Origin of the sequence: Pseudomonas sp. Lz4W (assembly GCF_000346225.2) — a bacterium.
Taxonomy (GTDB): Bacteria; Pseudomonadota; Gammaproteobacteria; order Pseudomonadales; family Pseudomonadaceae; genus Aquipseudomonas; species Aquipseudomonas paraversuta.
This window is the reverse complement of record NZ_CP017432.1, coordinates 4498894-4512228: the sequence shown is the minus strand read 5'-3', so window position 1 is coordinate 4512228 and position 13335 is coordinate 4498894. Positions and strand designations below refer to the sequence as shown.

The 13335-nt window shown below is 57.7% G+C and carries 12 protein-coding genes; 9 read left to right on the top strand and 3 right to left on the bottom strand.

What is annotated here, in order from left to right:
- Positions 1 to 125: 125 nt before the first annotated feature.
- The 8 genes from rnr to B195_RS20550 all read left to right on the top strand — a co-directional run bounded on the left by rnr (position 126) and on the right by B195_RS20550 (position 9974).
- Entirely contained in the window at positions 126 to 2783 is a 2658-nt protein-coding gene (gene rnr / locus B195_RS20585; RefSeq protein WP_003439043.1) for a ribonuclease R, read from the top strand.
- Positions 2780 to 3547 carry a 23S rRNA (guanosine(2251)-2'-O)-methyltransferase RlmB gene (gene rlmB, locus B195_RS20580; RefSeq protein WP_003439044.1) on the top strand — a complete coding sequence of 256 codons (768 nt, stop codon included), beginning with the start codon at positions 2780 to 2782 and terminating at the stop codon, positions 3545 to 3547. Before rnr ends, rlmB begins: the two co-directional genes overlap by 4 nt.
- A 306-nt stretch (positions 3548 to 3853) precedes the next feature.
- A complete protein-coding gene (gene rpsF / locus B195_RS20575; RefSeq protein WP_003439045.1) occupies positions 3854 to 4279 on the top strand; it encodes a 30S ribosomal protein S6 in 426 nt (141 codons plus the stop codon).
- Positions 4280 to 4307: 28 nt separating this feature from the next.
- Positions 4308 to 4538: a 30S ribosomal protein S18 gene (gene rpsR, locus B195_RS20570; RefSeq protein WP_003171373.1), complete on the top strand. Its 231-nt coding sequence runs from the start codon at positions 4308 to 4310 to the stop codon at positions 4536 to 4538.
- Between the two features lie 36 nt (positions 4539 to 4574).
- Positions 4575 to 5471, top strand: a complete 897-nt coding sequence (locus B195_RS20565; RefSeq protein ID WP_003439046.1) for a hypothetical protein — start codon at positions 4575 to 4577, stop codon at positions 5469 to 5471.
- A 19-nt stretch (positions 5472 to 5490) separates the two neighbouring features.
- Positions 5491 to 5937 carry a 50S ribosomal protein L9 gene (rplI, locus tag B195_RS20560; protein ID WP_003439047.1) on the top strand — a complete coding sequence of 149 codons (447 nt, stop codon included), beginning with the start codon at positions 5491 to 5493 and terminating at the stop codon, positions 5935 to 5937.
- A gap of 135 nt (positions 5938 to 6072) precedes the next feature.
- Complete coding sequence (dnaB, locus tag B195_RS20555; RefSeq protein WP_003439048.1) at positions 6073 to 7467, top strand: replicative DNA helicase; 1395 nt, start codon at positions 6073 to 6075, stop codon at positions 7465 to 7467.
- A gap of 200 nt (positions 7468 to 7667) precedes the next feature.
- The gene (locus tag B195_RS20550; RefSeq protein WP_003439049.1) at positions 7668 to 9974 is read left to right on the top strand and encodes a YgiQ family radical SAM protein; all 2307 of its coding nucleotides are present in this window, start codon (positions 7668 to 7670) and stop codon (positions 9972 to 9974) included.
- Between the two features lie 268 nt (positions 9975 to 10242).
- On the opposite strand, the gene B195_RS20545 is transcribed toward B195_RS20550, so the two are convergent.
- Positions 10243 to 10449: a hypothetical protein gene (locus B195_RS20545; protein ID WP_003439050.1), complete on the bottom strand. Its 207-nt coding sequence runs from the start codon at positions 10447 to 10449 to the stop codon at positions 10243 to 10245.
- A 367-nt stretch (positions 10450 to 10816) separates the two neighbouring features.
- Here B195_RS20545 and azu point away from each other — a divergent pair, with 367 nt between their 5' ends.
- A complete protein-coding gene (azu, locus tag B195_RS20540) occupies positions 10817 to 11263 on the top strand; it encodes an azurin (RefSeq protein ID WP_003439051.1) in 447 nt (148 codons plus the stop codon).
- Positions 11264 to 11321: 58 nt separating this feature from the next.
- Here the strand turns inward: azu and B195_RS20535 are convergent, their stop codons facing one another.
- The gene (locus tag B195_RS20535) at positions 11322 to 12344 is read right to left on the bottom strand and encodes a DUF1338 domain-containing protein (protein WP_003439053.1); all 1023 of its coding nucleotides are present in this window, start codon (positions 12342 to 12344) and stop codon (positions 11322 to 11324) included.
- Between the two features lie 162 nt (positions 12345 to 12506).
- Entirely contained in the window at positions 12507 to 13334 is an 828-nt protein-coding gene (gene nadE / locus B195_RS20530; protein WP_003439055.1) for an ammonia-dependent NAD(+) synthetase, read from the bottom strand.
- Between the last annotated feature and the right edge of the window lies 1 nt (position 13335).

Here is a 13335-nt window from a genome sequence, read left to right as displayed (position 1 = left end):
CGGTTAGTCCGCGACATGAATGTGTGCCAGAACGGGCTATTACGGCTCTGTATGAGTCCGAAATTTCCCGTTTCAATACGCGTATGCCAAACTAACCCGCATATAGACAAGGTGAAAACTATCTAATGGCCGATTGGCAGACCCTCGATCCCGAGGCCGCACGTGAAGCGGAAAAATACGAAAACCCTATCCCTAGCCGCGAGCTGATCCTTCAGCATCTGGCCGAGCGTGGTTCGCCGGCTGCTCGCGAGCAGTTGGTAGAAGAGTTCGGTCTGACTACAGAAGACCAAATCGAGGCCTTGCGTCGTCGCCTGCGTGCGATGGAGCGTGATGCCCAGCTCATTTATACCCGCCGTGGCACTTATGCGCCGGTGGACAAGCTCGACCTGATTCTCGGCCGCATCAGTGGCCATCGCGATGGCTTCGGCTTTCTGATCCCTGATGATGGCAGTGACGACCTGTTCATGAGCCCGTCGCAAATGCGCCTGGTGTTCGATGGTGACCGTGCGCTGGCCCGCGTTTCGGGGCTGGATCGCCGTGGTCGTCGTGAAGGCGTAATCGTCGAAGTGGTTTCGCGTGCTCACGAAACCATCGTGGGTCGTTACTTCGAAGAAGGCGGCATTGGCTTTGTAGTTGCCGACAATCCGAAGATCCAGCAAGAAGTGCTGGTTACCCCGGGTCGCAATGCAGGCGCCAAGGTGGGTCAGTTTGTCGAAGTGAAGATTACCCACTGGCCGACGCCGCGCTTCCAGCCGCAAGGTGATGTGCTTGAAGTGGTGGGCAACTACATGGCGCCCGGCATGGAAATCGACATTGCCCTGCGCACCTACGACATTCCTCACGTCTGGCCGGAAGCGGTGCTTAAAGAAGCCGCCAAGCTCAAGCCTGAAGTCGAAGAGAAAGACAAAGAGAAGCGCATCGATCTGCGCCATCTGCCGTTCGTCACCATTGACGGCGAAGATGCCCGCGACTTCGATGACGCTGTTTACTGCGAAGCCAGGCCTGGCAAGCTGCGCCTGTTCTCGGGTGGCTGGACCTTGTACGTGGCCATTGCCGACGTATCCAGCTACGTGAAAATCGGTTCGGCACTGGATGCCGAGTCTCAGGTTCGTGGCAACTCGGTGTACTTCCCTGAGCGCGTGATTCCGATGCTGCCTGAGCAGCTGTCCAACGGTCTGTGCTCCCTGAACCCGAAAGTTGACCGTTTGGCGATGGTTTGCGAGATGACCATCTCCAAATCCGGCGAAATGACCGACTACAAGTTCTACGAGGCGGTGATTCACTCCCAGGCGCGCCTGACCTACAACAAGGTCAGCACCATTCTGGAGCAGCCGAAAACCAGCGAAGCCAAGCAACTGCGCAGCGAATACGCTGATGTAGTGCCGCACCTCAAGCAGCTTTACTCGCTGTATAAAGTGCTGCTGGCCGCTCGTCATGTGCGTGGTGCGATTGATTTTGAAACCCAGGAAACCCGGATTATCTTCGGCTCCGAGCGCAAAATTGCCGAGATTCGCCCGACCACCCGTAATGACGCGCACAAGCTGATCGAAGAATGCATGCTGGCGGCCAACGTGGCCACCGCCGAGTTCCTCAAAAAGCACGAAATTCCAGCTCTGTATCGCGTTCACGATGGTCCGCCACCTGAGCGTCTGGAAAAACTCCGTGCATTCCTCGGTGAGCTGGGTCTGAGCCTGCACAAAGGCAAGGACGGCCCGTCGCCGAAGGATTACCAGGCGTTGCTGGCCAGCATCAAGGATCGTCCGGATTTCCACCTGATCCAGACCGTGATGCTGCGTTCGTTGAGCCAGGCGGTGTACAGCGCTGATAACCAGGGCCACTTCGGCCTGAATTATGAAGCCTATACCCACTTCACTTCGCCGATTCGTCGCTACCCGGACTTGCTCACGCACCGGGCGATTCGCAGCGTTATCCATTCCAAAATGGATACCCCGCACGTTCGTCGTGCCGGCGCGATGACGATTCCGAAAGCGCGTATCTATCCGTACGACGAAGCGATCCTCGAACAGCTCGGCGAACAATGCTCGATGAGCGAGCGCCGTGCCGACGAAGCCACGCGTGACGTGACCAACTGGCTCAAGTGCGAGTTCATGAAGGATCGTGTTGGCGAGTCGTTCCCGGGTGTAGTGACGGCAGTAACGGGCTTTGGCCTGTTTGTCGAACTGACCGACATTTATGTAGAAGGTCTGGTCCACGTGACCGCCTTGCCGGGTGACTACTACCACTTCGATCCTGTGCATCACCGCCTGGCGGGCGAGCGCACCGGTCGCAGCTTCCGTCTGGGCGACACCGTTGAAGTTCGAGTAATGCGCGTCGATCTCGACGAACGCAAAATCGACTTCGAAATGGCTGAGAAAACCCTCAGCGCGCCGATTGGTCGTAAAAATCGTGGTACTGACGCACCTGCTGGCAAAAATGCTGGGAAATCCGGCACCAAAGCCACAGAGAAGCCCGTCGAACCGGCTCCGGCCGCTCGTCGTAGCGCGCCCAAAACTGCCAAGAAATCCGACGAGACCTATCGTCCTGGCGATGCTGCGGCCAAAAATGCCGAGCTGCGCAAAAGTCGTGAATTGAAACAGGCGCTGCTGGCCGACGCGAAAAACGGCGGTCGTGCAGCTGAGTCGGGAAAGTCGGGTAGGGGGGCACCTGCTAAAGACGCAGGCAAGCCTTCCAAGCCGAGCAAACATCGTAAAGGCCCGCCAAAATCGGGCACCGCTCCTGCCGCCAAAAGTGGTGGAGCGCGTAAACCTAAGGTCAAGTCATGAGCCAGTTGGAAAAAATCTACGGTATTCACGCTGTAGAAGCGTTGCTTCGTCACCACCCGAAACGCGTCAAGCAAGTGTGGCTGGCTGAAAGCCGCAACGATCCGCGGGTTCAGACCCTGATCGCGCTGGCCGCTGAAAACCGGATCGATGTCGGTAACGCTGAACGTCGCGAGATGGACGTTTGGGTTGAAGGCGTGCACCAGGGTGTTGTGGCTGATGTAAGCCCGAGCCAGGTGTGGGGCGAGGCCATGCTCAACGAATTACTGGATCGTACCGAAGGTGCTCCGCTGATTCTGGTGCTGGACGGCGTGACTGATCCGCACAACCTGGGTGCCTGTTTGCGCACGGCGGATGCGGCGGGTGCTCTGGCCGTCATCGTACCTAAAGACAAGTCTGCAACCTTGACCCCGACTGTACGAAAAGTAGCCTGCGGCGCGGCGGAAGTGATTCCGTTGGTTGCGGTTACCAACCTTGCGGCCACGCTGAAAAAGCTTCAACAGCGCGGACTGTGGATCGTGGGTACTGCCGGCGAAGCCGAGCAGGAACTGTACGACCAGGACATGACTGGCCCGACCATCCTGATTATGGGTGCGGAAGGCAAAGGCATGCGCCGCCTGACTCGCGAGCACTGCGATTACCTGGTGCGCCTGCCGATGGCAGGTAGCGTCAGCAGCCTGAACGTATCGGTAGCGACGGGGGTTTGCCTGTTCGAAGCCCTGCGCCAGCGCAGCGTCAAGGCCAAGACTTCTTCGAAGAAGAAGTAAGCAGCACGCTACATCACTGTGGGAGCCGGCTTGCCGGCGATGGCATCAGCGCGGTCTGTCAGACCCATCGCGTTGTAATCATCGCCAGCAAGCAGGCTCCCACAGTCGCTTGTGGTGGGTGAAGGTCTGGATTGTTCAAATAATCACCAATTGCCTTGCACCTCTCTTGTCCCTTCTCTACAATTGCGCCCCTTGCCGTCATGGCGGGCGCATATGTGCCTCTCTAGGCAAGACACACAAGTGTCATTCACTCCTTGTCTGACCGCTTTTTAGTTAGCGGCAGGCTACAACCCGTAAGGAGCATTCATGCGTCATTACGAAATCATCTTTTTGGTCCACCCGGATCAAAGCGAACAAGTCGGCGGCATGGTAGAGCGTTACACCAAGCTGATCGAAGAAGACGGCGGCAAAATCCACCGTCTGGAAGATTGGGGCCGTCGTCAACTGGCCTACGCAATCAACAATGTTCACAAGGCTCACTACGTGATGCTGAACGTTGAATGCACTGGCAAAGCCCTGGCTGAGCTGGAAGACAACTTCCGTTACAACGATGCTGTGATCCGTAACCTGGTCATCCGTCGCGACGAAGCCGTAACTGGCCAGTCCGAGATGCTCAAGGCTGAAGAGAACCGCAGTGAGCGCCGTGAGCGTCGTGACCGTCCTGAGCATTCTGACAGCGCCGATGGCGATGACAGCGATAACAGCGACGCCAGCGATAACGCTGACGAGTAATCCACGGACCTTTTGAGGAGCCAATTACATGGCACGTTTCTTCCGTCGTCGTAAATTCTGCCGCTTCACCGCAGAAGAAGTGAAAGAGATCGATTACAAGGATCTCAACACTCTGAAAGCTTACGTATCCGAAACCGGCAAAATTGTTCCAAGCCGTATCACCGGTACTAAAGCTCGTTATCAGCGTCAGCTGGCCACCGCTATCAAGCGCGCCCGCTTCCTGGCCCTGCTGGCCTACACCGACAGCCACGGCCGCTGAGACCGGGCAGTCGACAAGTAGTAAAGGATTGAAAGCATGCGCGCCTTAGCTGAGTTCATCATGCGAGGCCGTGTGCAGGCCGCGTTAATCGTGGCCGGATGTGCGGCATTGCCGTTTTTGTTCTGGTTGAGTGCTGCTGCGGGTTGCCTTGTGCTCCTGCGGCGCGGTCCGAGAGATGCCTTGAGCATTCTCTCATGGGCTCTACTGCCGGCCTTGGTCTGGTGGTTTATCGGAGAACCTCGCACCTTGATGGTGCTGCTGGGATCTCTGGGATTGGCGATGATGTTACGCGCCGGTCAGCCCTGGCATCGCGTGCTGCTGGTCAGCGTGGCGTTGGGTGTAGTGTATGGCGTGATCCTGGGTACGGTTTTCCGCGAACCCATTGGTGCGATGGCGCAGGAGTTGGAAAAACTTCTGCCGCAGGTCCTCAATGGTCTCTACGACAAGTTATCTGACGTAGAGCGAGCGCGCCTAGGAGCATTGATTGCCCCTGTTCTTACCGGTTTGATTGCAGCTTTGATGCAGGTCGTCAGCTTGCTTAGCCTGATTATCGGGCGTTACTGGCAGGCGTTGTTGTACAACCCGGGCGGTTTTGCCAGCGAATTTCGCAGCATCCGCCTACCGCTGGGGCCAGCGTTACTGTTGCTGGCGTGCATGCTTGTAGGACCGAACTTCGGCCCTCAAATGGCCATGCTTACGCCGTTGTGCAGCGTAGCGTTGTTCTTCGCCGGGCTGGCCCTGATCCATGGGCTGGTGGCGCAAAAGCGACTGGCCAAGTTTTGGCTGGTGGGGTTGTACGTCACGCTGTTGCTGTTTATGCAGCTGATCTATCCGTTGCTCGTGGTCTTGGCCATTGTCGACAGCCTGATTGATTTCCGTGGACGTCTGGCGCCGAAAGACGCTGATAAAGACTCTGCGGACGGTGAAGGTTAAAAGTTAAGAGGATTTTCACATGCAACTGATCCTTCTGGAAAAAGTCGCGAACCTGGGCAACCTGGGCGACAAAGTAAATGTTAAGGCCGGTTACGGTCGTAACTACCTGCTGCCGTACGGCAAAGCTACCGCTGCAACCGCTGCCAACCTGGCTGCGTTTGAAGAGCGTCGTGCTGAGCTGGAACAAGCAGCAGCAGACAAGAAAGCTTCGGCTGAAACACGCGCTGCCCAACTGGCTGAGCTGGAAGTGACTATCACTGCCACCGCTGGCGACGAAGGCAAGCTGTTCGGTTCGATCGGCACCCACGACATCGCTGATGCACTGACCGCCTCTGGCGTTGAAGTTGCTAAAAGCGAAGTTCGTCTGCCGAACGGCACTATCCGCAACGTTGGCGAATTCGACGTGGCTGTGCACTTGCACGCCGAAGTTGAAGCAACCGTACGCGTTGTTGTGGTAGCTGCTTAAGCAGTCTTAACTGACTGGCACCTTGTGTGTCAGGCGGTTAACATCGGGCACGATCCTGTTTACAGGTCGTGCCCTTTGTCTTTCTGCTGTTCCTGATTTTAAAACCCCCAGCTTTTACAAATTAACCAAGTGGCCATGAACGATATCTCCGCTCCTGAGCAATACGATCTGCAAACCGCATCCCTGAAGGTGCCGCCGCATTCCATCGAGGCCGAACAGGCCGTGCTCGGTGGTTTGATGCTGGACAACAACGCCTGGGAACGCGTGCTGGATCAAGTCTCGGACGGCGACTTCTATCGACATGACCATCGCCTGATCTTCCGCGCAATTGCCAAGCTGGCGGACCAGAACTCCCCGATTGACGTCGTGACCCTTGCCGAGCAACTGGACAAGGAAGGTCAGACGTCGCAAGTCGGTGGCCTGGGCTACCTGGGCGAACTGGCAAAAAACACGCCGTCGGTCGCCAACATCAAGGCCTATGCGCAGATCGTTCGCGAGCGCGCCACGCTGCGCCAGCTGATCGGTATCAGCACCGAAATCGCCGATAGCGCGTTCAATCCTGAAGGGCGCAATGCCGCCGAGATTCTTGACGAAGCCGAGCGGCAGATCTTTGCAATTGCCGAGGCCCGGCCAAAAACCGGCGGCCCGGTCAGCGTCAATGATCTGTTGACCAAAGCCATCGACCGGATCGATACGCTGTTCAACACCGACAACGCCATTACCGGCCTGTCCACCGGCTACACCGACCTCGATGGCATGACCAGTGGCTTGCAGCCGTCTGACCTGATCATCGTGGCCGGTCGTCCATCGATGGGTAAAACCACCTTTGCGATGAACCTGGTGGAAAACGCGGTATTGCGCAGCGAAAAAGCGGTACTGGTGTACTCCCTCGAGATGCCAGGCGAATCGCTGATCATGCGTATGCTGTCGTCTCTGGGGCGCATCGACCAGACCAAGGTCCGTGCCGGTCGACTGGAAGACGATGACTGGCCGCGCCTGACCTCGGCGGTCAACCTGCTCAACGACCGCAAGCTGTTCATCGATGACACGGCCGGTATCAGCCCGTCGGAAATGCGCGCCCGTACCCGGCGCCTGGTACGTGAACACGGTGAGATCGGTCTGATCATGATCGACTACCTGCAACTGATGCAGATCCCCGGTTCGGGCGGTGACAACCGCACCAACGAAATCTCCGAGATTTCCCGCTCCTTGAAAGCCCTGGCCAAAGAATTCAATTGCCCGGTGGTGGCGCTGTCACAGCTCAACCGTTCTCTTGAGCAGCGGCCCAACAAGCGCCCGATCAACTCTGACTTGCGTGAATCCGGAGCCATCGAGCAGGATGCCGACGTCATCATGTTCGTGTACCGGGACGAGGTTTATCACCCCGAAACCGAGCACAAGGGCATTGCCGAAATCATCATCGGCAAGCAGCGTAACGGCCCTATCGGTACCACGCGCCTGGCGTTTATCGGCAAATACACGCGCTTCGAAAACCTGGCGCCGGGCAGCTACAACTTCGACGACGATTAACGGCCCGCTGCGTGGTTGCCCTGGCGGTCACGCTTAGGTTATTGCCGGCAAGGCGGGCATGTGAGGGATCGCAATCACAGGCTCCAATCAATTCCGACCATTACCGTCGGAATTGATCATTTTTTGTGCTATATTCCGCGCCCGCGAATTTCTTCGTAAATGACGCGCCCAATTTTCTGTACTCAACACCGGTCATCGACATGCAATCAGCCAAGCCTCTATTTGACTATCCCAAGTACTGGGCCGAATGTTTCGGTCCAGCGCCATTCCTGCCAATGAGCAGGGAGGAGATGGATCAGCTTGGCTGGGATTCATGCGACATCATCATCGTCACCGGTGATGCCTATGTCGACCACCCGTCGTTCGGCATGGCCATCATCGGTCGCTTGCTGGAGTCCCAGGGCTTCCGTGTGGGCATCATTGCGCAGCCGAACTGGCAGTCCAAAGACGACTTCATGAAGCTGGGCGAGCCGAACCTGTTCTTTGGCGTCGCGGCCGGCAACATGGACTCGATGATCAACCGCTACACCGCCGACAAAAAAATCCGTTCCGATGACGCCTACACCCCCGGTGGCATGGCTGGCAAACGTCCGGATCGCGCGAGCCTGGTGTATAGCCAGCGCTGCAAGGAAGCCTATAAAAATGTACCGATCGTACTCGGTGGCATCGAGGCATCTCTGCGCCGTATCGCCCATTACGACTACTGGCAGGACCGCGTGCGCAACTCGATCCTGATCGACGCCTGCGCCGACATCCTGCTGTACGGCAACGCCGAACGTGCCATTGTCGAAGTTGCCCAGCGTTTGTCGTATGGCCACAAGATCGAAGACATTACCGATGTTCGCGGTACCGCGTTCATTCGTCGCGATACGCCCAAAGACTGGTACGAAGTCGACTCCACGCGTATCGACCGTCCGGGCAAGATCGACAAGATCATCAACCCGTACGTGAACACCCAGGACACCCAGGCCTGCGCCATCGAGCAGGAAAAAGGTCCGGTTGAAGACCCGAACGAAGCCAAGGTCGTGCAACTTCTGGCCAGCCCGCGCATGACCCGTGACAAGACGGTAATCCGTCTGCCATCGGTAGAGAAAGTGCGTGGCGACTCGATTCTGTACGCCCACGCCAACCGCGTGCTGCACCTTGAAACCAACCCGGGTAACGCCCGTGCGCTGGTGCAGAAGCATGGCGAAGTGGATGTGTGGTTCAACCCGCCGCCGATCCCTATGACCACCGAAGAAATGGACTACGTGTTTGGCATGCCTTACGCACGTGTTCCGCATCCTGCGTACGGCAAGGAAAAAATCCCGGCCTACGACATGATCCGCTTCTCGGTGAACATCATGCGTGGCTGCTTTGGCGGCTGCACCTTCTGCTCCATTACCGAGCACGAAGGCCGGATCATCCAGAACCGTTCCGAAGAGTCGATCATTCGCGAAATCGAAGAGATCCGTGACAAGGTGCCAGGCTTTACCGGCGTCATTTCCGACCTCGGTGGCCCGACCGCGAACATGTACCGCATCGCCTGCAAAACGCCGGAAATCGAATCCGCGTGCCGCAAGCCATCCTGCGTGTTCCCGGGTATTTGCCCGAACCTGAACACCGACCACTCGTCGTTGATTCAGCTGTATCGCAGCGCCCGTGCCTTGCCGGGGGTGAAGAAAATCCTGATTGCTTCCGGTCTGCGCTACGACCTCGCGGTCGAGTCGCCGGAATACGTTAAAGAGCTGGTGACGCACCACGTAGGTGGTTACCTGAAGATCGCCCCGGAACACACCGAGGAAGGTCCGCTCAACCAGATGATGAAGCCGGGCATTGGCAGCTATGACAAGTTCAAGCGCATGTTCGAGAAGTACACCAAGGAAGCAGGCAAAGAGCAGTACCTGATCCCGTACTTCATCGCCGCTCACCCCGGCACCAAAGATGAAGACATGATGAACCTTGCGCTGTGGCTCAAGGGCAATGGCTTCCGTGCTGACCAGGTGCAGGCGTTCTACCCGTCGCCGATGGCCACTGCCACCGCGATGTACCACTCGGGCAAGAACCCGCTGCGCAAGGTCACATACAAAAGCGACTCGGTGGTTATCGTCAAGAGCGAAGAACAGCGTCGGCTGCACAAGGCGTTCTTGCGCTACCACGACCCCAAGGGCTGGCCAATGCTGCGTGAGGCCCTGACCCGCATGGGCCGTGCCGACCTGATTGGTTCGGGTAAAGACCAGCTGATTCCATTACATCAGCCAGCCACTGACAGCTACCAGAGTGCCCGTCGCAAAAACTCGACGCCTGCAGGCAGCCACAAGGTCGCCGGCGAAAAAACCACCAAGATCCTCACCCAGCACACCGGCCTGCCGCCGCGTGCCAGCGATGGTGGTAACCCGTGGGACAAGCGCGAGCAGGCCAAGGCCGCTGCATTTGCCCGTAACAAGCAGGCTGCCAAAGAGCGCCATGAAGCGGCCAAGGGCGGCAAGAGCCAGAAGCCGACCCGTAAGCCGGTGGTACCGCGCTAACGTCTGCCGGGGCCGGTTAGCCGGCTCCTGCAAAAGCGCTTTGGCCAAACACAACGCCAGCCTTCGGGCTGGCGTTGTGCATTCTGCGCGCGCACAAGCTCGTCAGGCGTGAATCGACTGATTGGTGCAAGGGATGCGGGGGCGGGTGGTCTGGAGCGTCTGAGGATGCAGCACAGGCAATCAGGTGGACTGCGAGGATCAACAGCCGGGCTGCTGATCCTGATCACAGATCCTGTGGGCCGGGTTGTGGATAACCGGGCCGAGGGTATTACGCGTCGGGTGCTTTTTGTTCTACGGCGTCGGTGTTTTCAGCAACAACCTCAGCTTCTGCATCGACGTCAACGTCGGCATTCGGGTCCAGCTCTACAGTACCTTCCTCAGCAGCCGCTTTCTTGCGGGCAAGCTTTTCTTCTTTCTTCTGCTCTTTAGCCAAGTCTCTTTGACGCTTAGCGAAGTTGTAATTTGGTTTGGCCATGGGCGATCCTCTGGGGGTCGAAGGGGTTGAGCGGCGCGTATTCTGCCCTGTATTAGTGCTTAGCCGTTAGCTGGGTTTTAGCAAGTCGCTATTTTGCGCTGAAAACACGACTCTACACTGCCGAAAAAGCCGGTTGTGGATTAAATCTCTGAACGAAGCTGATAGCAGCGGCTGATCAGCGCAGAAAGTCCCGTCACTTATTCCTCCGAATACCCTGTTGATGACCTAAGGTGATAAGCCCGGCGTTCCTCTGGTGGGCGAATTGTTTCGAACAATGCCAGGACCATGATTCAGATCATTGGAATCGAGACAATTTTCGGGCAATCTGTATACATATTTTTTTCATACCCTGCCTTGGAGATACACCATGTTTGCCAAAGTTCTTGCGGTATCCCTTTTGACCCTGGCCAGCGGCCATTTGCTGGCGGCTGAATGCGCTGTGACTGTCGATTCGACTGACCAAATGTCTTACAACACCAAAGAGATCGTCATCGACAAGTCCTGCAAGACCTTCACCGTTAACCTGACGCACTCCGGCAGCTTGCCGAAAAACGTCATGGGTCATAACTGGGTGTTGAGCAAAACTGCAGACATGGCAGGTGTAGCGACTGACGGCATGGCCGCCGGGCTGGATAAAAACTACCTGAAAGACGGTGACACCCGCATCATTGCCCACACCAAGATCATTGGTGCCGGTGAGAAAGACTCGGTGACCTTCGACGTGTCGAAATTGAATCCGGCTGAATCGTACGAGTTCTTCTGCACATTCCCGGGCCACAACTCGATGATGAAAGGCGCCGTGGTCCTCAAATAAGCCCCGGCCTGCCAATCAACAGCCCTGACGCGCCTTGTGCGCTCAGGGCTGTTTGCATTCAGGCTTTTGAATCGGTCATCTTGAAAATGCCCTGGGCATTGCTGCTGTCGAAATTCAGATCGATCCGCCCGTTTTCCGGGTCGACCTTGCGCTGAATAAATTCGACAAACGAGCCCGGCACCTGATGCTCGCGATAATGACCGGCGGCATCGATCAGCCCCCGGGTCACCGTGCAGGCACGATAGGCAGTCTGCATCACCCGGCCTGAGGCAGAGACCTCGATGCTGTCCTTCATCGGCCGCTGCAAGTCTCGCTGTTGGGCCACGCAGGCGTTGAGATCCTGCACGCGATCGGTCAGATGGTTGAAGCTGTTGCCCTCGGTGGCAATCCAGGCCATCTCTGCACTTTCATCGAGCAGAGATTGGTAATCGGCCTCGAGCACCACGCCGTGTTGACGGCCGAATGCCCGGTACAGCGCCGGCAGCAGGGTGCGCGCCTCGCCGAGGCTGCAATGACGGGTGAGGCTCAGGCGCTCGAGAATGCTGGTGTGTTCGGCTTGCAGCGGATCGAGACTGGAGCTGACAACCCGGGTAACCGCCTGCTGAAACGTCTGGCTAAAACGCCCCGGATGTAATTCCGAGACAAAAAACTGCGCAATGTCTTCAGGCAGGTCCATCTGCCGATAGCCCCAGCCGGTCATGTTCAGCTTGGTCAGCGGATAGGTTCGTACATCGGTAAAGCCCAGTGGCTCCAGCAGCCGCGCAAAGGCCTGGCGGCCGCGGGGCAGTTCGCCGTTGGCGGGCCAGTCGACGGTGCGGATCGCGCCGTGGTCAAACACCACTTTGCGCCCTTGCTGCGCCTGCTCCTCAACGTAGCGTCGGCCATCCGGCACGGCGTCTACCAGCTTGTGCAGCAGGCACAGGTTCAACCCTTCGGCCAGCCAGGCCCGGTGCACGGCCTGTTGATTCCAGCTGAAAGCCAGCAGCCCCCGGGGCACCTCGACATGCTCGCGCAGCCAATGGGCTGCAGATTGACCGAGCACAGACTCGACAAGAGAGAACAAACCATCGAAAGAAGACATGGGGCAGGGCTCTGGCGACCAAATAGACGCCTATCAAAGCCTTTGAATGCAGAGGCGGCAAGCGAAAAAAAACGTGGGGTTCATTCCGTTTTTTCGTACATGCCCAGTCTTTGCCAGGCCTGGGGGAGCTGGCAGCCAGCTCCCCCAGGTGCCGGGCTTGCTTCAAGGTGCCAGCGGCATTTCACGCTTGTGCTGGGTCTTTTCATAGGTGCGGCAGATGATCCCGAACGCTTCCTGACTCACCGGCTCGCCATGCAAAAATGCATCAATCTCGGCGTAGGTCACGCCATGGGAGGCTTCATCAGGTTTGCCGGGCTCCAGATCTTCAAGGTCGGCAGTCGGGACTTTCTCCACCAGGGATTCTGGCGCACCAAAGTGTCGTGCAATCGCCCGCACCTGATTCTTCACCAGGCCGCTGAGGGGGGCCAGGTCGCAGGAACCGTCACCGAACTTGGTGAAAAAGCCCATCACCGCTTCGGCAGCGTGGTCAGTGCCGATCACCAGGCCACCGGTGGCTCCGGCGATGGTGTATTGCGCCACCATGCGCATCCGCGCCTTGGTATTGCCGAGGACAAAATCCACCGTGGCGTGGGGCTTGCCTTCAAAAGCCGACACCTCAGCGGCCAGCGCTTTGACCGCCGGGCCTATATTCACGGTTTGACGTTGGTCCGGGTCAATAAAGTCGACGGCGGCAGTGGCGTCGACTTCGTCGTGCTGCACGCCGTATGGCAGGCGCACGGCAATAAAACGGTAGGCCTGATCGCCGCTCTGCTCGCGCAGTTGCTTGACTGCGCGCTGGGCCATCAAGCCAGCAGTCAGCGAATCGACCCCGCCGCTGATGCCCAGCACCAGGGTCTTGAGCCCGGAGTTGTGCAGGCAGCACTGGATAAAGGTAATGCGTCGTGCCACTTCGGCCTCAAGGGCTGCAGTGTCGCTAAACGGCGGTTGGACCTTGAGCTCTTCAGCAATCTGACGCTGTACGGCCTGCATG